Below are 23,548 nucleotides of genomic sequence, written 5' to 3'. Positions count from 1 at the left end.
TTTTAAAAACACCCCTTTAAAGGTGCTCAAATGGCTAATATTGGCTACCAAACCGACACCTAGAACAAGGTTTGGACGTTCAGTAAGGCCAACATCGCGTGAAATGTTTATGGTTAACTAATCCAATAGAACTAATTATCTGGCCGTTCTTGGGGGCCTAAATTACCGCTAACTGCGTGATGTATCTTGTCACTAGGACCACGAGTTGCTGCACTTAATGCCTGGTTATCGGCAGATTTATTCTGCGTAATAAATTAATCATATGATGAATCAGATGGGTATAAGCGCTAGTCGTCAATCTGAATATATGTTTTGAATGGCTAAAACATATAGGGTTAAGCGTTCCGATGCTCGTTAAAGCGAACAACAAGGCAAGCCATTCAAGATCGCTTGCCTGATGAGTGCATGATTAGAGGTTGATTGGTGGCGTGACGTCAATAAACTGAATGTTTTCTGAGTCACTGAGCTGCCATGGGGAAGTCGCGGCATTTTCCCAACTTTCAATCGTCACATCACGAAAGACTGCATCTTTCAGACGACTGATATGGCTAACTTTAGTATTTTTTACTCGCACATGTTCAAACAAAAAGTTTTGTTGAAAGGTTTCTGGATAAACCAAACTTTGATCGGCACCGTCGTAACCATCGATTTTGAGCCAATAATTTGCCGGGCTTTCACTATCAACATTATCTAAGCTCACATCCTGCACCACAATATCGCGAAATTGAGCAGCCTTGGGTGCCGATTCAAATACGTTATCCCCCATTTTATAGGCCAAGGTAAATACAAATGGATTCCCGACCCGGCCACGATTTTCAATGATCAGGCCATCAATCTGATGGGAATTTTGGGTACCAATATCTTTCATCGCGTTATTGCGAAAAGTAATATTGCGCGCTCCCCCGCCAGTAGCCGGAGTGCTCTTCATTCGCAATCCATTATCGGTCATAAAGGCAACATTCTCTTCTGCCAGAATATTTTGGATCCAGGCACCAGTATGACTGCCAGCAACCACCATGCCATGCCCTTCGCGGGTATAGTTATTAAAAATCCAAGCGCCATCGGTGGCCTGCACATGCGCAGAGCCCAAATGATAATCCGCCCCCTGACCAGCAGCGAAGTTTATACAGTCGTCACCACTATCGATAAAATTAGCAAAGATCAGAGAGTTTTCACTATTACCAAACTCTACCCCATCGGCATTGTTAATATCAAAGGTTTGAACCGAATTATAAGCAAACACCGTGTTTTCGGCTTCTAGAAACATCACCCCGTGATAGGCCGGGTTGAGTAGCGTTAAACCCGCAAAGTAAATATCTCGCACCCCACGAAAGGTTGCCAGGCTAGAGCGCCGATTCGAGTACAAGTCACGATGTAACTGCGCCTGATAGTCAATTTCATCGGTATCACCATCCCAAGCGGGGTTAAATTGTCGATAAGCTTTTTGCATTTGGTCTTTTGCCAATAATCCCAAGCGATATACTTTCGCCCGACTCCCTGCCGGATAATATGCCAGCGACTGACCTAGTTCATCTTGAGTGTCCTTCCCCCTTAACCAGCCGCCACCATCGATGGTTCCGTCACCAACAATTCGGATATTGTTAAAGCGACCGCGACGATAATCGTAACCATGTTGGCTGTGATTTTCAGCATTCATCTGATGCGGGTTGAGGGCGTTCAGTAATGATGGTGGACGGCGTGAATCGGTCGTATTGGTTCGATAGCTATACAGTTGATAACCCTGGCCTAAAGGATAGTCATCGGCATTTCCCGAGCCCTTCAAAACAGCTCCTGCTGCAATCTCCAGAGTCATATTACTTTTTAAGAACAATGCCCCACTCACAAAAGCCTTGCCACTGTTTGTTGATGGAATAAGCACCTTACATCCATAAGCACTGGTCGAGGCCACCGAGCAAGTGTCAATTGCCGCCTGAATAGCTTTTGTATTCACCGTTAGGCCATCTGCAATTGCACCAAAGTCTCGGATATCAACCACTCTGCTAAAGGGGGCTGCCGTTTCGGTTGTGAGAACCGGGCTGCGAGGCGATTCACGACCATCGGCATAGATAGCAGCAACCGAGAAATGATATTCAGTTGCTGGCTGTAAATGCTTTACCTTGAAGTTTAGATAAACACTGCGTTGGTGAAAACCAGCCTTATCTTCGGCAAAAAACTGGTCCATATAAGGCTTTGCTGGATTGTGAGTAGTGTTATTTTGACTCGACAAGCCCAATGGCTGCCCATTTTGATAAACCCGATAATCAACAATCTGTTGTCCATTATCGGGTTTGTTCCAAGCCAATACCAAGGAGCGGTCATCATAGGCTAAGGTAGGGACCATCGGTCGACTCAAAAGCAACGGACTGACCGAAGGCTCTACAGTCTGGTGACTCAGCTGAGGCTCCATCTTCTCGGAACCTTGTACCGATCCCACATCCAGAGATTGACAAGCTGTTAACAACATCGTCTGGCCTAAAACCAAAACAGCGAGCATACATTTTGCAGAGCCCATAACAGTCCTCTTAAAAATAAAATAGCGTTTCAAATATGAAGTACTATTTATCAGTAATCACTGTTTCTGGTCACTAATTATTTTTGATTATGTGAGGCGACTCGAAATATCTGCAAGTTAATTCCAAATTCGCAAGAGATTTCTTGTAAAAACATAGACTTATAAACAAACACAGCTGCCGAAGCAGGAGTCTAAAGATCACGGGGGCTGGCAGCAATTAATCGAAAGACTGACGACCAATAAATGAATGAGACAAAGTTGTCCCATCAACACTGTCTAACTCTCCCCCCAACGGCACGCCATGAGCAATACGCGACACCTTTACCTGGTAACGTTTTGCCATATCAGAGATATAATAGGCGGTTGCTTCGCCCTCAACCGTCGGATTAGTGGCGAGGATCAGTTCCGATATAGGTTCGTTTTGCAGCCGATTCTCCAATTTATCCAAGTTTAACTCACTTGGTCCGATCCCATCTAAGGGAGATAAATGGCCCATCAATACAAAATAGCTACCATAAAACTGCGCCGTTTGTTCTATCGCGGCAACGTCTGCCGGGGTTTCAACCACACAGATCTGCCCCTTATTCATCCGCTTTGTCGACTGGCATATCGGACATAAATCATCCTCAGCAAAGTTACGACAACATTCACAATGCCCAACGACTTCCATGGCTTGATTAATACTGGCGGCTAATTGCAAACCATCTTGGCGTTTGCGCTCTAGCAAATGAAAAGCCATCCGCTGAGCACTGCGTGGGCCCACGCCAGGTAAGACTTGTAATGATTTGATTAGATGATCGATACTCGGACTATATTTCATTGGCATTCCGCTAAACTGGTTTTTGCGAGGCTAATGTAACAGTGTGTTTGGCAAAATTCACCTAGCTCAACAATTTTATTATTATCAGCGATAACAACAAGCGAGCCAAGATTACTGCTGAGACAATGAATTTGAGTTATCATGATCCACAAATAACGCTTTGCCTAAACGCATATTTTCACTGCAAGGACGACTGTGAATAACTTTTTTAGAACTGTATTGATCATCAACTTAGTTAGCTTTGTCATTATTACCAGCCTAGGCTTTGTTTGTCTGCCGGTCTTGTTTGAACAACAACGTAACGCTAGCGTCAATGAAGTGAAAACGGCCTTAAGTTTATTTGAAATCAGTGCCAGAAAAGCGGTAAATAGTCAAAATAAAGCCCAGCTGGAAGCGTTAGCTCAACAACTGTTGCTTTCACCTAGTATCAACTACGTGAAAGTGACAGATGAGAGCAGCCAGCAGCTAATGGTGGAGGCCGGAAAACCCTTGCAACAGGGTCGTGAAAATTATCTGAAGGCCCATAAATTAGCCCAAAAATTTAATAATCAGCAGATCCCAGCCAAGCAGATCAACCCTTTAGCTTGGGTTGAAATTGAATTCAGTAGTCCAACGAGGCTAGTCGATTGGTTGAAATCCAATCAACAACCATTAGCTCGTCCAATTATTCTGCTCGCCTTTCTACAATTAATACTTAGTTTAATCGCAGCACGAATACTCAGGCCCAAAGTTACTTCCCAAGCAAAGCCCTTAACCACATCAAATGCAACAAAAGCACCGCAACAGACAAATCAGCAATCAGCGGCTTCCGTAGAACAACAATATCAAGAACTTAAGCAACAACTCAGTGAAGCTAATAGTGCACAACTGCAAAATCAGCAAAAGCTCAAACAATTAGTTGCACTATCAAGTCGAGCCAATAGTCTAAAAAAAGCCCTCTTAGAACAGCTGAATCAAGCTTACTATGTGGTCGACGAACATAATCATGTGATCGAAGCGAGCCCATCCGCTTTAAGCTATTTGGGGATCGCTGCAGAGCAACTAACGCGCACTAATTTAAACGAGCACTTTCAGCCTAAAGCCCAACAAGATACAGAAAATTCAGCTGATTTTATCGAGCTCTTAGTCTCCTACCCAGAACAATTTTGTTTGTTAGTCCGTGGTAAAAATTCCGATCAACAATTCTATGCGACTCACATCACGCTGAACTTTCATGACGATGCCTTGTATTTAGTTCGTTTAGTACCAATACCAACAATAACGAAAGCCAAACCAAGCCAAACAAGCTTGGCTAGTAGCGTCCAGCAGTTACAGTTAGCTGAGCTTTATTCACCACTAAAAGCCGCATGTTTCAGCACCTTGCACCAGTTAAATAACACCTTACTGGCGGATCACCTCAACAAAGGTCTAGCGCTCGATAGCAGCTTGCGCTTATCGAGCTTGCTACGCTGTTTACCTTGGGTACAAAACAAAGCAGTAACACTCAATACCGATGCTTATTCTGTGATTCACCTATTTGAACAGCGCCTCAGCACATTTGCCCCCCTGTTAGCCTGTAAAAATATTGACTGGGGCTTAGTTATTAACCCTGAACTGAAGCCCTACTACCAGTTAAACCTTGCGCTCACTCAGGCAATATTTGACCTACAGCTGTATTTAATTTCCTTATATCCAGAGGGAACTCAGGTACTATTTCAATTCGATTTACAACAACAGCAAATACAGTTGAATATTGATGTTGAACAAGCCAACCACTTACAGCCAATACAACAATCCCTGTTAGCTTGTAGTTCAGTCTTGTTGGAACAGATTGGTGGCGAGCAACAGCAATACCAAGACTCTTTGTGTTTAACGATGTCTCTAGAGAGTACCGCTAAAACATCAATGCTCGAGCAGGTAAAAACTCAAGCAACACAAATCCAAGTACTTATCGATATAGAACCCGGTTTTGCCCAGCAGTGTCTTAATCTACAACTACAATTATTTGGTTTACAACTACTCACCCGAGAGCAACTCGAGCAAATCGATACCACACAAACATTATGGTATGTCAGTGAGCGAGCGGAGCTGCCTGAATTTATAACTAAATTAGCTGCGACATCGTTAAAACACTTCATCTATGTCGACACCCCGCCGCCATTGGCACAACTAGAATCGGAACACCGTTACTGTTTACGGCCACGACTGAGTAGTTTTCTTTATGAACAACTCATAACTAGCAATCCTGAAAGCGAACAACAGCAACAACGTGAAGTAAAAGCCTCATCTTTGGCCGCTATCGCTGCAGAAGGGCTGGCCCAATCGAATGAAAAAGCACGGTTGGTTTTCTCACTAGGAACCGAGTCGCAAGCGCCAGACTATATAGCCGTTCTCAATGAAAGCTATGGTTTAAAAGCTGAATATTGCACCATTAACCAAGCTCAGCAACGGCTGGCGAATCTGGCCTCTATCGAAAGTGTAATCATCAATGCCAGCCAAGTGCACTCTCCTCAACTCGCACAATTAGCCTTAAAACATAAACTGCAAAATTTGATTATTCTTCAGGATTCGTCTTTCCAAGAGCTGCCGAAATACCTTGCAAAACTAAGCTATCAACAGATTGAATTACCCGTTACTGCTGAGCAGCTATACACTGTGATTAGTCAACAACAACTTAAATCATCGCTCTTCGAACAGTTATTTCAAGATGAACAACTACTCGATACTCTGAACCAAACCGAGCAGCAATATAGCCAAATAATTAATCAACTCTGTACATCAACAGAACAAGCCACCTCAGAAGAGATAGAGAACCAAGTCACTGCTAGCACACCAGCGAGTTACCTAAAGGCCTTATACCCCATCTTTAGCAGCGAAGCTCGGCAACGGCTATCGCAGATCAATCGGCAATTGCAAGCACAACAATGGCCTGAAGTGCAAAAACAAGTTCAAGAAATTATCCTCAGTGCTCAAAAATTTGATGATGTAAAACTAAGCACATTGTTAGGCGAAATGCTTCAGGCAAGTTTAAACAAAGACAGTCACGCCCTAGAGCTTTGCCAAGCAAGTTTGAGTGAATATTTGTAAAAGCAGAGCGGTTTAGCTTAAACGCTAACAGCCTACCGCTGCCAACGGCGGCTTTAAGGTGATGCATACAAGCGGGAGCTAAATCGATATGCTGTTATGACCAACTTCAGCGGGTCATAACAGCGCACAACACCAGTATAATTTGGCGTCGAAGGAGAAGAGAAAGTTAATCGACAATCAAGTCATATTCTTTACGCAAAATATCAATCACCTCTTGTTTAGGATTATCGCCTATCACAATCTCACTTCCGGTAATTTTTTCAGCAATACCAATATAAGTACTAGAGATCTTCATTAATACCTCTACAGGCAAACTATTATCTCGCGCTAAGGCTTCACGTTCATCCATGCGATTTTTATTTAACAAAATGTCGGGGTCGGGGAAATAATTTAACAGCGTTTGACGGAAGTCTTCTTTCGAATTTTCTACAACCTTTCCTTGGCGATATTCTGGGCCATCCCAGATCCGCGATGAATCTGGCGTCCCAACCTCATCCATATAGATCAACTTATCGTTTCCATCGGCATCCGTCACATAACCAAACTCAAACTTGGTATCAACAAACACTTGATCAACCTCGCTTAATGCTTGACTAATCAGCTGAAACCCTTGTTTTAATAAGTTTTCATAAACACTAATGTCATCGGCCGATTGAAACTTAAAGGCGCTAAAATTATCTGCAATATTTTGCCGTGTTACATTCACATCATCCGCTTCAGGCACCCCAGGGATCCCTTTAAGAATGCCTTTAGTCGAAGGGGTAATCAGCAATTCTGGCAACTTCTGATCGCGTTTTAAGCCTTCGGGTAATTTGATACCACAGAAGTTTCGTTCACCTTTTTCGTAGGCTCGCCACATTGACCCGGTAATGTATTGGCGACAGATCGCTTCGATCATCACTGGACGTGCTTTTTGCACTATCCAAACAAAGGGATGCGGAATATCCAAAATATGACTATCGGCCAATCCCTGTTGTTTAAATAACTTAAACCAATAATTAGAAATAGCGTTTAAAGCAGCCCCTTTGCCAGGTACGCCCTTGAGACCCTCTTCGCCATGCCATATGCAGTCGAAAGCAGAAATGCGATCACTGATCACCATAATCGCTAATGGAGTGTCAGGCGCAACATCATAGCCCTTCTCTAAAATTAACCGTTTGCTATCGGCGTCAGTCAACCAATAAACCGAGCGAACTTTACCGCTGTGAACGGGGCTATCGGTGCGTATGGGAAGATCGTTATTCACTGCTAATACTTTATCAGCGAGGCTCATGGTAAACAGTCCTATTTAGAAAGTGAAAACGCGACGCTAACCGTAATTAGGATGAGCGTTTTACAGGGAACGATTATTTGCGCAAAGATTTTACCAGAAAGTGTGGCAACTACTAGAGCCTGTTAAACTTTGATCCGTGTTTTTGCGGCGAGCTGTTGTATATTTAGACAAGGCAGGCTCGTTGACGTGTGCCAACCAAAATGAATCACCAACAACGCCGAATAAATCAGCACTAACTGGCTCGCCTCTCCTCCCCGACGAAGGATCTGTCAACATCAGTGAGCATAAAGCCAAAGCACAAGGTTTGACGTGAATGCAACCAGCATTGCCCATTGGTTCATGGCTTCAGCAATAAATGATAAACACCAGTTCCGCAAGTCATTCGTCATAAATATGAGAATATCGACAAATCAATCCTCAGTAACAACACATTTAAATATTAAGACAAGCACAACAAAACTTTGTATTCTAATAGCCTGTATAAAAGGAATTGTTACACGCTAAATGACTACTCACTTCCAGCTTTTTGCTTTAAATGAAGATGCCGACGAGCAACAAATTAAAACGCGATATAAGCAATTGGCGATGCGTTGCCACCCCGATAAAGGTGGTTCGGCGGCGCTAATGGTGATGATCCAAAATAGTTATCACAAATTGATCTTAGGTGAAGGGGCTCTGCAATTAAGTCTAGCGGTCAATCAACAAGATAAACAACTGATCCAGAGTTTAAAAAAAACGATTCATCAACAGCAGTTTGCGATTCAAAAGCTCAGTATTGCCATCGCTAAACGGCAACAAGAAAAAGAAAACAAGGCTTTAAAAAGAGTCACCATGCCACTATTAGTGGCATTATTAATTCTGATGAATGTTGCTTTGGCGTGGGCTTGGTACACCAGTCAAGCAGCTGATGTTCCCCAAACGCCCCCCTCCTTGGCAGATATCTCCCCAAGCAAGCAAGCAATGCCCCCCCTCGCACAGACCGACAATGCCTTGGACAACTCTTACAAGCTATGGGAGCTGAAGCAGAAACTGCGCCTTAGCTCAGCCCGCCAACAGTATTTACAAACAGATTTTGAACAGAGCAAACAGCTTATCAGCCAATTATTAACCGCCGACCAACTTGGTCGTTTAACTCAGGAACAACGCCAGTTTTTAACCCAGCATCAAATACAGTCAATGGCAAGCCTCTACGAGGGAACGATAAACATGGATAACGTACTACTAGAAGACCTATTTATAGTAGAAGATCCATTTATGGACATTGATATGCAGATAGATATCAACCACTAGGAATTACGATTTAACAGCGAACATAGCTCTTGTTTAGCTTGTTCATTTTGCTCTCTGATTGAAGCAATTTGTTTGATTAACTGCGATCTTAGTTCTGCATCAGGTAATCTATCACACAGCGATTGAAGTTGTTCGAGCGGAGATAGTAACTGATCAAACTCTCGATGGATCTGTTGCATAATTGGCTCTCTCTCAATAGACCTTAGAATAATAACTCTAAGAATTATTAAATTGAACAAACAAATACTCAAAACACTATTTAAATCTCATAATACCCATAAATACAATTTCTTAGTCAATGACATACTCGCATTCCAAGTTAGACCTCATCTCGGAAACCAGACATTAGCTATGGCGTAAATCTCTCATTGTAAAACATATCAAATCACCTTTACTGCGAACTTGGGAAGACCCCCTACTTATTAAGCATAAGATGAGCCGGCAGACTATTTGCAATGCCTGAACAAAAATAGCCTTGCCAACATGACTCCTCTGTCACTCATTTTATTCCAAATATCTCGGTGAACCTAGTTGATACAAGGATTTCATCGTTTTTTCACCGAGGAAAACATCCAAGTAATAACGGTGCGGTAGAAAACTCGTTTCTTATTCTTTCAAGGAAAAGTTACAATATGTGTGCTTAACTGATTAAACGATATGCATCGCGACAACCTCGCGTTGCCCCTGACCCAAAACATAAAGCTCAACAGGCACCAAATAAGCCAAGCCCCATTTAGGTGAACTATGCGACTACCCTTATTCCCTTTAGCTCTTTTTATGCTGCCCGGCGGACGAAGTAAACTGCGGATTTTTGAACCTCGTTATCTCCGCTTAGTCGCCTTAGCAAGTGAAAATCAACAGGGATTTGTATTATGCCAACCAACTCACAACAACACCGATAATGACATCGGTGTACTCTGTCTTATCGAAGATTTTGAACAGTTAAAAGATGGGATGTTAGGCATTTCCATTCAGGCTATCGAACGTGTTTCTATCACCGATATCAGCCAAGCTGACGATAACCTTCTTAGTGGACTCATTCTAAAAATCCCCGAGTGGGAAGACAGCTCGGAGGCAATAAACAATCAACGAATGACAAGCAAACTCAAAGAAGTGCTTGAACGTCATCCAATCTACAAACAACATCCAGATTATCTCGACTATGATGATCCACGCTGGGTGGTATTACGCTGGCTAGAACTATTACCATTTTCAACCACCGCAAAGAACCAAATTTTAAAAGAAAATAACTTTCCTACTCTGAGTAATTTAGTTTTACACTTACTTCCAGAAATTGACATCGACGAAGATTAGCTTAGTTTCAGTTCTACATCATCGACCTACAGTCACAAAAAAAGGTCATCACGCTCAAGAAATAGTCAATCGTGTCATTTTGATTATAATTTGCGAACTTTTACACAGCCTTAAATGGCAAATTGCTTTATTATAATTCAGTCATGGATGATGACAGGCGTGTTTGCGGAAGTCTGTTATCAGGGCAAAAGCCCTGATTTGCTTACACCCTATTACCCTTGGAATGATTAATATCTAGATGTTAGAAAGTAGACCGTCTGCGAAGTTTACTTTCCTAAAGGTGATTCATGAGATATAAAGCAAAAATTTGCGCAGCAATTACCCAAGCTCTACCATTACTCCAAAGTGCCACTGCCGATGAAGCCGTATTATGGAATATCGAGCAAGAACGCGACATTTTGTGTATGGAGTTTACATCAAGCTTGAGTTTTGAAAGCTTGGAGCTCGGATTTAAACAGGCAGCCGAACAGTTTGGTATTAACCACCAAATTAGTATCTTAAAACTGCGCGGCTAGTCCAAAGCACAGGGGAGTTCTTACTCCCCTTTGTCTATCGTTTTATTTGGTCGCCTTAAGCCCGAAAGCTCGCCTTGTACTCTCACTCATAAATTAAATTTCTCGGTGAATCAGCTGAATAACGTCGCGAATATCCACTAAAAATAAATAACTCTCCGACAGTTCGATTGATACCAATCTAACTCATTATCGGTTCATTCTTGCGGATCTAAATCAGCGCTAACTGCGTAATGTATCTTGTAATTAGAGCCACCAGTTACTGCGTTGCATGCCTTGTTATCGACAGATTTATTCTGCGCAATAAATTAATCATATAAGTACTCAGATTGGTATTAACCTCATCGCTAATAAAAAAAGCAGCGTATACGCTGCTTTTTTAAACCAACAAAGTCTTATTGCAGCCAAGGCGGTAGGCAAACCCCTAAACCACCCAAACCACAATAGCCATTAGGGTTCTTGTGCAAATACTGCTGATGTTCTGACTCAGCATAATAAAATTTATCAAACTCAACAATTTCAGTACTAATTGCCTTCGCCAAGCCCTTGCTGTTCAATGCCTGCTGGTAGCTTCGTTGCGCTTGCTCCGCAAGTGCTGCCTGTTCGCGACTCAAAGTAAAAATCATCGAACGATATTGGCTGCCAACATCACCACCTTGGCGCATTCCCTGAGTGGGATCATGCTGCTCAAAAAAACAAGTTAACAGCGCTTGATAAGTAATCACCGTTGGGTCATAAATGACTCGCACGGCTTCAGCATGCGCAGTTAACCCAGTACAGACTTCGTCATAGCTAGGATTAGGCGTGTAGCCCCCCGCGTAACCAACCGCTGTGGACACCACCCCCTGCTGTTGCCAAAACAAACGCTCGGCGCCCCAAAAACAACCCAAAGCAAAATAGGCTTCGCTCAAGCCATTAGAAACGCCAGCAAGGTAATCACTCCCGTTTACTGCATGAATGCCATCTAAGCAAATCGCCTCTTCTCGGCCTTTTAAGGCATCCGCTTGGCTAACTATTTGGTTCTTGCCCATCGACAGAATTCCTTCAAATCATTGAGAGTTGTAAGCTGACAAAAAGCATTACTCACCGGTTTTAGCCCAAGTATCCCGCAAACCCACGGTGCGATTAAACACTAAATGCTCGCGACTGGAATCAACATTATCAGCACAAAAATAACCTTGACGTTCAAATTGGTAGGCTTGTTCGGCAACCGCATCAATTAAACTCGGTTCTACAAAAGCCTTTTTAACGACCAAGGACTCAGGATTTAGTACTTTGGTGAAATCCTCTTCCGCAGCAGGATTTGGCACCGTGAATAAACGATCATAAAGACGGATCTCAGCCGGTTTAGCATGTTTTGCAGAAACCCAATGGATCACCCCTTTAGGCTTGCGTCCATCAGCCGGATTTTTACCTAACGTCGTGTCATCGTAACTACAATAAACCGTGGTCACTTTGCCGTCTGCGTCTTTGTCACAACGCTCTGCTTTGATCATATAAGCGTTACGTAAGCGAACTTCTTTACCCAAGACTAAACGTTTAAATTTCTTATTGGCTTCTTCGCGGAAATCTTCCGCTTCAATATATAGTTCTCGACTAAATGGAACGACTCGCTCTCCCCGATCTTCGCTTGGATGAATTGGTGCAAGCAAATTCTCAGTTTGATTTTCTGGGTAATTTTCAATCACCACTTTAATCGGATCCAATACTGCCATCGCTCGAGGTGCATTGGTATTGAGGTCTTCACGAATACAAGCTTCCAACATTGGCATCTCAACCATGTTTTCCATCTTAGTGACACCAATCCGTTTACAGAACTCGACAATAGAAGCTGAGGTATAACCACGGCGACGTAAGCCAGCAATAGTTAACATACGAGGGTCATTCCAACCATTTACATGATGGTCTGTCACCAAGGTATTTAGCTTGCGCTTAGACATCACGGTATATTCGAGATTTAAACGTGAAAATTCATACTGATGTGGAATGCTATCAATCGTAATATTCTCTAATACCCAATCGTATAAACGACGATTGTCTTGAAATTCTAAGGTACATAGCGAATGAGTGATGCCTTCGATAGCATCAGAAATACAATGCGTAAAATCGTACATCGGGTAGATGCACCATTTATCTGCCGTTTGATGGTGGTGAGCAAAACGAATTCGATAAATGATCGGATCTCGCATACACATGAACGATGAACTCATATCGATCTTGGCTCGCAATGAACACTCGCCTTCTTTAAATCCACCAGCGCGCATTTTTTCGAACAGACTTAAATTTTCTTCAACCGAAGTATCACGATATGGGCTGTTCTTCCCTGGCTTGTTCAAGGTGCCACGATATTCCCGAGCTTCATCTCCGTTTAAGAAACAAACATAAGCCAAGCCTTTTTCAATCAGCTCTAGCGCATAGCCATACAACTGGTCAAAGTAATTTGATGAATAACGAACCTCGCCATCCCAGTCGAATCCTAGCCACTTAACGTCTTGCTGGATCGAGTTAACGTAATCGATATCTTCTTTTTCTGGGTTCGTGTCGTCAAAACGTAGATTACACGCGCCATGGTAATCCTGAGCAATTCCAAAATTTAAACAGATCGACTTCGCATGGCCGATGTGTAAATAGCCATTTGGCTCTGGAGGAAAACGCGTATGAACGCTAGTGTGTTTTCCTGACTTAAGATCTTCATCAATAATATGACGAATGAAATTGCTAGGGCGATTTTCCGCCTCACTCATACCAGCCTACCTATAAAAACAGTTCATACAAAATAATTCCGTATAATCCCTGATTCTTTAACTTAGTACAAGCGACCATCAACTAAGCGTTGAAAAGATCATCGCAAAGCGCGAATAAAAGCGACGATTTACCGCTATGTGTCTGTTTTGAGTGTTTTGACTCCGCAGAGCCCCCTGCATAAACACATCCCTTATGATGTGCTCGACCACACATAGACAAAAAGCCCAACAAAGGGCTTTCAATCGATAGTAAGACCCGCTATCTCAATAGGCTTTATAAAAGCGGCCTCTTATTTAGCCAAAACTTCTCCTAGTTTTTGTTGCTCAGCCAAACATAAACGCATGAAATCAGCAGTTAGTTGTTGCTCTATTTCCATTGCCTTTTCGGTCGGACAAAACACTGTAAACTCTATTTTCATATAACCAAGTTCAGTGGTGCCAACTTCCAATTGCGGTTTCGGCCCAACGATTGCGCCCCCCATTTTTCGCTCGATAGACTGGTTGTAACGAGCTGCGACGTCTTCAAAGTCATTACAGTAGCTTTCAGCATTTTCAGCCAATTGAGCAACAAAACTAAAAGGGTTAATCATGGTATCTCGCACCAGCACAAAATGATGCACCGCATAACGCTTCATAAAGTTTAAGTTTTTGATTGTGCTGGTAATTAATTTATTATTGGGAATAAACAGGGTTTTACCTGTGTATTGATAAGTATTGATATTAATTTCCAATACTGTGGTTTTTATCCAATCCAATTGGGAAACCTCCCCTACAGTGTTATCAACTTGGATCCACTCCCCCGCCCGAAAGGGACGAGTTGACATCAGATAGAAAAAACCAATGATGCATTGAATAAACTCTTTGGTTGCTAGCACTATCGCAACTGCAAATGCCGCTAAAGAAAATGCAAATTTTTGCAATTCGCCAGCCCATAAATTGAATAGCAATAAGACTAATATGAAAATAAGAAAATTTTTAACGTTACTAATCAGGTCTCGATGGTCCTTACCATTATTTTTTTGCTGTTTATCTATCAATTTAACAGCAACAAATTTGACCAGGAAGGTAAAAAGAATCACCCCAACGGTTAGCACTAGTTTATTTTGGACAAATTGACTTAAATAGTTCATAACACAATACTGACTCATTCACGCAGTAAAAATTAATTCACAACTCTAGCATCTTATTTAAACTAGACACAATTGATTACAAGTTAACTTTGATTTATAGATGCTGCTAGATACAGGCAAAGGCCGTCCCGACGCGGCTACAAATTTTTCACAAGGATAGTCCGTGACCATTGACAGTTTAGCAAGCTTACTGAAGACACCTATATTCCACATTCAAGACAAAGCAATTAGTGCTGGTGACTTGCTCATCATTCCTTGTTTGTTATTCGTTGGGTATTTATCCCTTAGAACCATTGTAAAGCTACTCACAAATCGCATGACTCGGCAAAAAGTCGCCCCTGATTTAATTCATTTAGTCACTCGCATCACCTATGTACTCGGTATATTAGTCATGGGGATCACCACTCTAGATTTGATCAATGTCCCGATTACTGCTTTTGCCTTTCTCTCTGGTGCGGTTGCAATTGGCGTCGGTTTTGGTGCTCAGAATATCATCAATAACTTTATAAGCGGTTGGATATTAATGTGGGAGAGACCGATTAAAATTGGTGATTTTTTGGAAGTCGATAATGTAAAAGGGAATGTAGAGGCCATCAATACCCGCTCCACTCGGATCCGACGCACTGATGGCGTCCACTTGCTTATTCCGAATAGTAAATTACTTGAAAATACCGTGGTTAATTGGACTCTCATTGACAACAAAACTCGCACTTCAATTAGCATTGGCGTAGCCTATGGCTCTCCTTGCCGAAAAGTCGCTCAACTGATAGAACAAGCAGTAAAAGAACAAACTTCAGTGCTGACGACCCCCGCACCAACGGTGATATTTAATGATTTTGGTGACAATGCTTTAGCGTTTATCGTGTACTTCTGGATGGACGCCAACATGGAAGGGCAACTTAGACAGGTAAGCAGTGAAATCCGCTTTCGGATCGATGAACTATTTGCAGAACAAAATATTGTAATTGCTTTCCCACAGCGAGACATCCACATCGATGGCGAGCTAACATTAAGTCGTAAAAAAAGTATCGATAATCATGTCATATAAAAGCGGAGTTACCTGATTAAAGCAGCTTCTTAAGCTTCTTTATGCAGGCATATTAAATTGCAGTAAATAGACAATGCCAATTCCGAAATGAAATATAACATTGCCTCAACTGGCAATTCACTTTGATAGACGTCTGGATGATATCCTAAACATCTAATCAAAATTAGCGAACACAGAATGATGAGTGCTCTCAAACCTACTAAGAAGAGCACCCATTTTATTCTATTCGTTTTATTCCCATCATCTATTATAAGGTGAAATGGGCCAATGCCTCTTTCATCGCAATACTTTGACCGCTTAACTCTTCGGCTGCTGCGGCTCCTTCAACCGAAGCTGCTGCATTTTGATCAACAACATCTCCAACCGATGCAATTGATTGGGTTACTTCATCAACCGCAAGTGCTTGTTCATTGCTGGCCGCAGCAATGCCGGCCACCAAATCAGTGGTCTCGTTAATACCACTAAACACAGCGAGCAGTGCTTTCTCTGTTTTTTCTGCAATCACAACACCGTTGAGTGTTTTATTTGATGATAATTGTATCAATTTAGCTGTTTCTGATGCCGCTTGCGTACTTCTCGAAGCTAACCCTCTCACTTCATCGGCAACAACTGCGAACCCTCTACCTTGCTCTCCTGCTCGTGCCGCTTCTATCGCTGCATTTAAAGCGAGTAGATTTGTTTGCTCTGCGATGCCATCAATAGTTTGGATAAACACGGCGATACTTTCACCCGCTTCCTTAATCTCATTCATCGCTTCAACCATCTCTTTCATATGATTCTGTCCATCAGATACCGCTTGCTGAGCCGTCTCAGCTAATTTTCGAGCATCATTGGCGCCATTTGCGTTTAAGCCTGTTTGTGTTGACAACTGCTCTAATGCTACAGAAATGGTTTGTAAGCTATCTTTTTGTATTGTAGCCCCCTGTGCAAGTGACTGACTTACACTCGAGACCTCTGCACTGCCAGCTGCAATTTGATCTCCCGAGCTTTGGATCTCACTTAAGATATCATTTAAGTTCTGTACCATTTCTTGCAAAGCAAGGCCTAATACATCTTTATCAGACGCTAACACAATCTTAGAAGAGAGGTCCCCATCAGCTATTTTCTGAGCAAGAACTGCTTTATCTTGCAAACTTTTAACCATGATACGTACACCAGCATACAAGCTAGTATCGAGTTCATTATGACTGGGTAAATCAACCGCTAAATCCCCCTCGGCAACACGCCTAACAATATTTGTGACCAATAACGGATCACCACCTAAACTATTCATTGTCGAACGAGTAATAAAGAAGGCAATAGCAATACCAAATATTAAAGCAACAGCCACAATGCTCTCGATAATAACGACTGCACTATGATTACTTTCTTGCAATTGAGGACCAAGGATGTCTTGATCTTTCTTAATCGACAGTTTTAGATCTTCTGTCATTTTTGCAACCACTGGACCAATTCGATTTAGTGTGCCATTAATAATTACATTACGATCAGCTATTGCCTGAACAACCTCATCAAAAACTTTTTCATATTCGCTGATACTTTTTTGTGCATCCTTAAGTAGTTCCATCTGTACTTGACCCTGCAAAGAATCAGCCAACTCATTGATTTCCATATCTATATCAGAAAACTCTTTATGTACTCGATCAACATCAGATTGCTCATTAGAAATCAAAAATTTTACAACATATAATCGAGCCAATAATAAACTGCGAGTCGCTAATGCAGTTTTATGTGCAACATGCATATCTTCTTCAGCTGCTGCTGACATTAGTATTTTAGTCAGTGTCTTTTCAATTGAAGGACCATTGCTATCTAAAACATTTTTAACCAGTGCATTTCTTTGTTCCTTAAGAACAACAACCTGTGAAAAACCTGCTTTATATTCATTGAGCAAACCATCAATATCCTTAATAACCCCAATACGTTTAGGGTCAGAAATAATGCCTTTTGCCTCATTCATATAGTTTTGTGTTTTCTGCCAATACGATTCAAACTCATCTTTATCTTTTTGGGCCGAGGTCGTAATAAAATCTTTCACATTCATTCGCACCATCAGCATATTGGCCTGAATACGGCTGACAGCATTAGTGGCTCTAGCCAAAGATCGGTAATCTTCAAATCCCGATGACGCATTCATTAGGGCAAAATAAGCGCTGCTTCCCACGACACAGAGAAGAATAAGCACCACCGAAAAACCTAAATATAATTTTTTTGAAAATCCAAACACGATATAACTCCATTTTTATTGACATATAGAGTAATAAACTCTCATCCCTTTTAATAATCATTTGGTCATTAAATGAAACACCACACCGTAATTAACAATAAGTAGCACTTCCCCAGCAGCACATGAATAGCAGGACAAAAGCATGAGTGCTTATTCATCGAACGGCACAACTCTATAGTCATCCGTTATTCAAAGATGCGCGGTTAACTCACTGATTTTGAGAGTAAAAATGAGTAATGTTTAAGCGGAAGTTGAGCGAAAATATTCACAATTTCACTCTGACATTAAGAGCGAGCAAACATACTCATACAAAATACAGTGGTTAATACCAGAGCGATGACACGAGTACATTTTTAAAAAATATAAACATATTGACTCCATTTAAAGCGGTGCGGATATAAAACCAATGCTTCACCTGTTTAATTATTGAACGATCCGTATTCAAATAATATTCAAGCGCTTGTCTTAGTAGGTGTAAAACCTAAAGCGTAGTTTGCATAATCAACTCTTGCCAAAAAAAACATATCTTCATTGTCAAACGAATTAATAACTGGAAAAAATGACTGGATAAGCAAAACAATTGATATAAGTTCACTTATGACGAACGAGAAGAAGAAACTGAAATTTGAAGATATCCAAACTTTATTGAATGATAGCCAACAATAAATACTCCTTAACTATTTATCAGGCTTTTCGACTGCCATGTAAACGCTCCAGTCTCCTTCTGAAAGAAAGACAAGCAATAGACTTCGCTAAACCCAAGCATCGTGCTTAGCTGCATCATAATTTTAGTAAGCTCGTCGTAATCGCAAGCAGCGCATCCTCTTACAAACGAGATTGCGACTGTGACATGATATCTTTTTAAGAGGTAACAACGAGTCAAGCAATGGCTGCGCGTTTAATGAGTTATTTTAAATAAAAAAGGCGGCTCAATTGAGCCGCCTTTTGTCAAATCTAAGTGAGAGTGACTACTGAAGCCCCGCAAACACCACTACAACCTTATCATTCCCCTTGCTGCGGCTAAATGCATAGGGTTTATCACTTATCTTATGGTGTTCTCCTGCACCAATGGCTACGTGACGTTTCCTGAATTGCCCCAGCGTTTGCCAGTGTTTCAGTAACGCTTGTCGATCCGCTTCTTTAGTAATTTGCTGCCAGTTCATAAATGAGCGCGTGGGAGCATCAAAGGCATCTGATTGAGGCCCTCGTGGGCGGGCACTCTCATCTCCATAGTAAAGCTGTACACCACCGGGCATCATCATCAAGGCCGTTCCGGCCCCAGCCTGTAGCGTTAAATCTTCATAATTGGAATAGAACAACTTGGTATCATGTGAACTGATATAGGTGAGCAAGTTATAGTTAGGGTCTCGATTAATCTCTTTCGCGTAACTAGCATAGATACCTTCGTTTTGGGGAAGACATTGCGCCCCTTTCAGCGCCGCTTTACCACCGCCATATTCGAAGTTAATTAAACTATCCATGCCATTATCAAAATAAAAATCTTTATAGGCCCCATGATGCCAAACTTCACCGACCATCCAAAAGGGTTTGTCGTCTAATTTTTTATCCGGGTGTTTGGCTTTCCAATCGGCCAAAGCTTCAACTCCAGCTTGCTTGAGTTTACCCCAAACCTCGGGCTCAACATGCTTCACTGTATCCGCTCTAAAGCCATCAACACCATAGTCACGAACCCAATTGGTATGCCATTCAATCAAGTAGTCCGACACCGTATAACCTTCACGTTCGACGGCTTTGGTATCTTTTTTATGTTTAAGAAATGGTGGCAAACTCACCGACTTGGTTCCTTCGGTGATTAAATCCGGCAGCCCAGACAAGTTCATCGTGATATCATCCCCCCCTGGCGCCGTATAACCCGCCATACCGCTACGAACCCAATCCGGGCCCCACCATTTATCGACCCATTCACTAGAGCTCCAACGAATAAAATTAGTGTAGCGATACCAATTTTGGCCCTTGCTCAAATCTGGCTGCCAATCGGTCCATTGCTTAGGTACTGGCGCATGGGGCGCTAAGGCATCAATACCCATAGTTTGCATATCATCCAGCGTGGGGTAGCCAACATGATTCATGACGACATCAACCAGCACGCGAATACCTCGTTTATGAGCTTCATCAACGAAACGTCCAAAATCTTGTTCGCTGCCGAGGTTCGGATCTATCTTGGTAAAATCTAAGGCCCAATAACCATGGTAGCCATAAAAAGGAAAACGACCGTGATCGCCTCCACCAATAAAGCCATGAATTTGCTCAACAATGGGAGTGACCCAAATTGCGTTCATCCCAAGATCTTTGATGTAATCCAGTTTGGCAGTGATGCCGCTAAAGTCTCCACCTTGAAAAGTACCGGCTTCTTGCTTGCCGTCTGCTTTACGATGAAAAGGAAAGTCGTTACTCGTATCCCCATTATTGAAACGATCGGTCATAATGAAATAAACGCTAGCATTGTCCCAAGAAAACTCACTGGCTTTGCCATCTGCAGCTTCTAATAACAGCAGTCCCCCGCTGGCGGGGTCGGGCTGCATACTCACTTGACCATTCATCACCGTCTGAGTTTGGCCCGAATAAAAATCTTTCACCAATTGACCGTTATTAAAAGTAGAACTTACATCAACCGTAATTGGCTGCCCGTCCCACTGAATGCAGTCAACTGCAGGGGGGCTACGTTTAAAACTTGAGGCCTTGGCCTTACGCGCCACTTGTAGCGTTGGTTTGTCGCTTTGTGAGTTATCTAAAATCAGTTCATAATTTCCCGCGAAGCGAATATTCAACTCAAAATAACGGTCATTAGCGCATGCGTTCAGCGCTAGAGGCTTAGAAAAAGCAAACTTGCTACCATCTTCTGGCCCAAAACGAAGTCCACAACTTTGCCCTTGGTCTGAAACTTGAATTTTGTAAATGCCTTTTTCAAACGGTAGCGTGATCTTATAGCGACTTTTACCTGAAAACTTTAAACGTTGTGCGGCATTCACACCACTGTCAGCGTAATTCAAGTAAAGGGGACTTTTAATCATTGCCGCTGATACGTTCGCCGAACCTGCGGACATGACTAAGGCAGCGCTGATTAGACCTAATTTAAAACCTTTCATCCAAACTCCTTGGCGTTTTAGCACTAAAAACAAGCTGCAAAGGCCTATTTTCCGTCAATAACAGTGATGAAAACAAAAGCTAGTTAAGTTTTCACTAACAAAGCACGATTATTTGCTAATTTTATGACTGACAGCGCTTTCATTTGGCAAAACAGCAAGTTCGCGAATAATCACGCATTGATTCGGTGCAGCCCCTTGCTGCACCTAGCATGTTGTTTTATGATGAACAGTCTTAATTATGCTGATTTGGTCGTCTAATTTACCTAATGAGCATAATTTGCAGACAGAAAAAATAGACAGTTTAAGTTTACTAGTAGTCGCTTAAAGCTTGACAAAGAATAAAAACAGCGCGAGTGAGAGCAACAGACAGGGTGTAAAGGAAGCAATGAAAAAAACAATGTACGAAAAGATCTGGGACGCGCATGTAGTCCACGAACCTAAAGGTAGCGCATCTATCCTTTTTGTTGATCGTCACCTCATGCACGAAGTAACAAGCCCGCAAGCCTTCGAAGGTTTACGCATCGCGAATCGCCCAGTTCGTAATCCCCACAGCATTCTGGCAACAATGGATCACTGTGTTCCAACCAAAGCAGCCGACCGAGCAACGCTCCCTGATCCGATTGGCAAGAAACAAATTCAAGTGATGGCGCAAAACTGTGCCGATAACAGCATTAATCTGTACGACATGAACAATGCTAACAACGGTGTAATTCATATCGTTGTACCAGAGCACGGATTTGTTCATCCCGGCATGGTGGTTTGTTGTGGTGATAGTCACACCGCAACTCACGGAGCCTTTGGCGCCCTCGCCTTCGGTATTGGTACTTCTGAAGTTGAACACATTATGGCAACTCAGACCATCCAACAAGGCAAATCAAAAACTATGCTGGTGAAAGTGGATGGTGAGTTACCCGAGTTTGTCACCGCCAAAGACATTGTGTTGGCCATTATCGGTAAAATTGGTACTGCCGGAGGCACCGGTTACGTCATCGAATTTGCAGGCTCTGCAATTGAAGCTCTTTCGATGGAAGGCCGCATGACCGTTTGTAATATGGCCATTGAAGGTGGAGCACGAGCGGGTTTGATTGCACCAGACCAAAAAACCTTTGATTTCCTCAAGGGCAAAGAGTTCGCTCCTAAAGCTGAATACTGGGATCAAGCAGTTGCCTATTGGCAGTCATTGACCACCGACGAAGGTGCCGAGTACGACGCTGTAGTAGAATTAAACGCAGCAGAAATTGCGCCACAAGTGACTTGGGGTACTTCACCAGAGCAAGTACTACCAGTGGATCAACCAATTCCAGATCCGACTCAAATCGAAGATTCAATTAAATCTTTAGCGGCTAAAAGTGCGCTTAGCTACATGGGTTTAGAAGCCGGTAAGAAAATGACCGACTTTCCGGTAGATGTTGTATTTGTGGGTTCATGCACCAATGGCCGTATCGAAGACTTCCGTGCCATTGCCGCTGTATCTAAAGGTAAAAAAGTAGCATCAGGTGTGCAAGCGATTGCGGTGCCAGGTTCTTACCCTGTGAAAGAACAAGCTGAAAAAGAAGGCATTGATAAAGTGCTTATCGAAGCTGGCTGGGAATGGCGTGAGCCAGGCTGCTCAATGTGTCTCGCGATGAATGGTGATTATCTTCAACCTGAACAGCGTTGCGCATCAACTTCAAACCGAAACTTCGAAGGACGACAAGGTAAAGGGGGTCGAACCCACCTTGTATCACCCGCAATGGCAGCAGCAGCGGCCATTGAAGGTAAGTTCGTCGATTTACGTACTTGGAAATAATGTAAACACGTTGATTAATCAATGTGAGTGAAATTTTTGGAGTTTATGATGCAAGCATATAAAAAACACAGCTCAGTTGCTGCGGTAATGAATCGTAGCAACGTAGATACAGACCAAATCATTGCCAAGCAATTTTTGAAAAAAGTGGAGCGTACCGGTTTTGGCGTTCACCTTTTCCACGATTGGCGCTACCTAGAAGATGGCTCTGACAACCCAGAGTTTGAATTAAACCGACCCGAGTTTAAAGGTTCAAAAATCCTAATCGCCGGGGATAACTTTGGTTGTGGTAGCTCACGTGAGCACGCACCTTGGTCAATTGCCGATTACGGTTTTAATACTATTATTTCAACTAGCTACGCTGACATTTTCTTTAGCAACTGCTTTAAAAATGGCATATTACCAATCATCGTTGATGCTGAAACATTACAAGCATTAATGGATGAAGTCGAAGCGGCCCCTGGGATTTCAATTACCATTGATTTAGAGAATCAAGTCATTCAAACCCCTGCCGGTAAAGAAATAGCATTTGATGTGGACCCATTCCGTAAAGAGACTTTATCTAAAGGTCTAGACGACATTGGCTGGACTTTAAAATTCGAAGACAAGATCTCTGAATTTGAAGCCAAACACAAACAACAACTTCCTTGGTTATGGCCTAACGCCTAATCAACGATGTACCGTTTTGTACATCAATAGTTATCTAGCAGGCGCAGCTC

At 42.4% G+C, this 23,548-nt stretch carries 16 protein-coding genes; 7 read left to right on the top strand and 9 right to left on the bottom strand.

Going from position 1 to position 23,548, the window contains the following annotated elements:
- Positions 1-409: 409 nt before the first annotated feature.
- Together ACRRS0_RS10015 and recR are read right to left on the bottom strand one after the other, a co-directional pair.
- Entirely contained in the window at positions 410-2,512 is a 2,103-nt protein-coding gene (locus ACRRS0_RS10015) for a glycosyl hydrolase family 28 protein (RefSeq protein WP_432453350.1), read from the bottom strand.
- A gap of 217 nt (positions 2,513-2,729) precedes the next feature.
- Entirely contained in the window at positions 2,730-3,332 is a 603-nt protein-coding gene (recR, locus tag ACRRS0_RS10010) for a recombination mediator RecR (RefSeq protein WP_432453351.1), read from the bottom strand.
- Between the two features lie 195 nt (positions 3,333-3,527).
- Here recR and ACRRS0_RS10005 point away from each other — a divergent pair, with 195 nt between their 5' ends.
- Entirely contained in the window at positions 3,528-6,398 is a 2,871-nt protein-coding gene (locus ACRRS0_RS10005; protein ID WP_432453352.1) for a hypothetical protein, read from the top strand.
- A 166-nt stretch (positions 6,399-6,564) separates the two neighbouring features.
- Here ACRRS0_RS10005 and ACRRS0_RS10000 read toward each other — a convergent pair whose 3' ends face one another.
- On the bottom strand, positions 6,565-7,671 hold the full coding sequence (locus ACRRS0_RS10000; protein ID WP_432453353.1) for a phosphoribosylaminoimidazolesuccinocarboxamide synthase: 1,107 nt from the start codon (positions 7,669-7,671) through the stop codon (positions 6,565-6,567).
- Positions 7,672-8,175: 504 nt separating this feature from the next.
- Between ACRRS0_RS10000 and ACRRS0_RS09995 the strand changes: the two genes are divergently transcribed.
- The gene (locus ACRRS0_RS09995) at positions 8,176-8,961 is read left to right on the top strand and encodes a J domain-containing protein (protein ID WP_432453354.1); all 786 of its coding nucleotides are present in this window, start codon (positions 8,176-8,178) and stop codon (positions 8,959-8,961) included.
- Here ACRRS0_RS09995 and ACRRS0_RS09990 read toward each other — a convergent pair.
- Complete coding sequence (locus ACRRS0_RS09990) at positions 8,958-9,140, bottom strand: hypothetical protein (RefSeq protein WP_432453355.1); 183 nt, start codon at positions 9,138-9,140, stop codon at positions 8,958-8,960. The genes ACRRS0_RS09995 and ACRRS0_RS09990 overlap by 4 nt on opposite strands.
- 565 nt (positions 9,141-9,705) lie before the next feature.
- Here ACRRS0_RS09990 and ACRRS0_RS09985 point away from each other — a divergent pair.
- Entirely contained in the window at positions 9,706-10,275 is a 570-nt protein-coding gene (locus ACRRS0_RS09985; protein ID WP_432453356.1) for an LON peptidase substrate-binding domain-containing protein, read from the top strand.
- A 287-nt stretch (positions 10,276-10,562) separates the two neighbouring features.
- Positions 10,563-10,790 carry a hypothetical protein gene (locus ACRRS0_RS09980; protein ID WP_432453357.1) on the top strand — a complete coding sequence of 76 codons (228 nt, stop codon included), beginning with the start codon at positions 10,563-10,565 and terminating at the stop codon, positions 10,788-10,790.
- Positions 10,791-11,182: 392 nt separating this feature from the next.
- Here the strand turns inward: ACRRS0_RS09980 and msrA are convergent, their stop codons facing one another.
- The 3 genes from msrA to ACRRS0_RS09965 all read right to left on the bottom strand — a co-directional run bounded on the left by msrA (position 11,183) and on the right by ACRRS0_RS09965 (position 14,661).
- Positions 11,183-11,818, bottom strand: coding sequence for a peptide-methionine (S)-S-oxide reductase MsrA (msrA, locus tag ACRRS0_RS09975; protein ID WP_432453358.1), 636 nt, complete (start codon positions 11,816-11,818; stop codon positions 11,183-11,185).
- A 48-nt stretch (positions 11,819-11,866) separates the two neighbouring features.
- A complete protein-coding gene (gene glnS, locus ACRRS0_RS09970; protein WP_432453359.1) occupies positions 11,867-13,531 on the bottom strand; it encodes a glutamine--tRNA ligase in 1,665 nt (554 codons plus the stop codon).
- A 290-nt stretch (positions 13,532-13,821) separates the two neighbouring features.
- A complete protein-coding gene (locus ACRRS0_RS09965; protein ID WP_432453360.1) occupies positions 13,822-14,661 on the bottom strand; it encodes a mechanosensitive ion channel family protein in 840 nt (279 codons plus the stop codon).
- A gap of 163 nt (positions 14,662-14,824) precedes the next feature.
- On the opposite strand from ACRRS0_RS09965, the gene ACRRS0_RS09960 reads away from it, so the two are divergent.
- Positions 14,825-15,709: a mechanosensitive ion channel family protein gene (locus ACRRS0_RS09960; RefSeq protein ID WP_432453361.1), complete on the top strand. Its 885-nt coding sequence runs from the start codon at positions 14,825-14,827 to the stop codon at positions 15,707-15,709.
- Positions 15,710-15,956: 247 nt separating this feature from the next.
- Here the strand turns inward: ACRRS0_RS09960 and ACRRS0_RS09955 are convergent, their stop codons facing one another.
- Both ACRRS0_RS09955 and ACRRS0_RS09950 read right to left on the bottom strand, forming a co-directional pair.
- Positions 15,957-17,936: a HAMP domain-containing methyl-accepting chemotaxis protein gene (locus ACRRS0_RS09955; RefSeq protein WP_432453362.1), complete on the bottom strand. Its 1,980-nt coding sequence runs from the start codon at positions 17,934-17,936 to the stop codon at positions 15,957-15,959.
- Positions 17,937-18,904: 968 nt separating this feature from the next.
- Positions 18,905-21,043, bottom strand: a complete 2,139-nt coding sequence (locus tag ACRRS0_RS09950) for an alpha-amylase (protein ID WP_432453363.1) — start codon at positions 21,041-21,043, stop codon at positions 18,905-18,907.
- Between the two features lie 385 nt (positions 21,044-21,428).
- Between ACRRS0_RS09950 and leuC the strand changes: the two genes are divergently transcribed.
- Positions 21,429-22,832 carry a 3-isopropylmalate dehydratase large subunit gene (gene leuC, locus ACRRS0_RS09945; RefSeq protein ID WP_432453364.1) on the top strand — a complete coding sequence of 468 codons (1,404 nt, stop codon included), beginning with the start codon at positions 21,429-21,431 and terminating at the stop codon, positions 22,830-22,832.
- A gap of 48 nt (positions 22,833-22,880) precedes the next feature.
- Positions 22,881-23,498 (top strand): 3-isopropylmalate dehydratase small subunit, encoded by a 618-nt coding sequence (gene leuD, locus ACRRS0_RS09940; protein WP_432456187.1) that lies wholly within the window; start codon positions 22,881-22,883, stop codon positions 23,496-23,498.
- Positions 23,499-23,548: the final 50 nt, after the last annotated feature.

It is taken from the genome of Agarivorans sp. QJM3NY_29, from assembly GCF_050870835.2.
In the GTDB taxonomy this organism is placed as follows: domain Bacteria; phylum Pseudomonadota; class Gammaproteobacteria; order Enterobacterales; family Celerinatantimonadaceae; genus Agarivorans.
This window is presented reverse-complemented; position numbering and strand designations above follow the sequence as displayed.

Coding starts and splice junctions, on each gene's coding strand:
- ACRRS0_RS09985 (WP_432453356.1), top strand. CDS start 9,706: ATGCGACTACCCTTATTCCCTTTAGCTCTTTTTATGCTGCCCGGCGGA.
- ACRRS0_RS09990 (WP_432453355.1), bottom strand. CDS start 9,140: ATGCAACAGATCCATCGAGAGTTTGATCAGTTACTATCTCCGCTCGAA.
- leuC (WP_432453364.1), top strand. CDS start 21,429: ATGAAAAAAACAATGTACGAAAAGATCTGGGACGCGCATGTAGTCCAC.
- ACRRS0_RS09950 (WP_432453363.1), bottom strand. CDS start 21,043: ATGAAAGGTTTTAAATTAGGTCTAATCAGCGCTGCCTTAGTCATGTCC.
- leuD (WP_432456187.1), top strand. CDS start 22,881: ATGCAAGCATATAAAAAACACAGCTCAGTTGCTGCGGTAATGAATCGT.
- ACRRS0_RS09965 (WP_432453360.1), bottom strand. CDS start 14,661: ATGAACTATTTAAGTCAATTTGTCCAAAATAAACTAGTGCTAACCGTT.
- ACRRS0_RS10015 (WP_432453350.1), bottom strand. CDS start 2,512: ATGGGCTCTGCAAAATGTATGCTCGCTGTTTTGGTTTTAGGCCAGACG.
- ACRRS0_RS09995 (WP_432453354.1), top strand. CDS start 8,176: ATGACTACTCACTTCCAGCTTTTTGCTTTAAATGAAGATGCCGACGAG.
- ACRRS0_RS09980 (WP_432453357.1), top strand. CDS start 10,563: ATGAGATATAAAGCAAAAATTTGCGCAGCAATTACCCAAGCTCTACCA.
- msrA (WP_432453358.1), bottom strand. CDS start 11,818: ATGGGCAAGAACCAAATAGTTAGCCAAGCGGATGCCTTAAAAGGCCGA.
- glnS (WP_432453359.1), bottom strand. CDS start 13,531: ATGAGTGAGGCGGAAAATCGCCCTAGCAATTTCATTCGTCATATTATT.
- ACRRS0_RS10000 (WP_432453353.1), bottom strand. CDS start 7,671: ATGAGCCTCGCTGATAAAGTATTAGCAGTGAATAACGATCTTCCCATA.
- recR (WP_432453351.1), bottom strand. CDS start 3,332: ATGAAATATAGTCCGAGTATCGATCATCTAATCAAATCATTACAAGTC.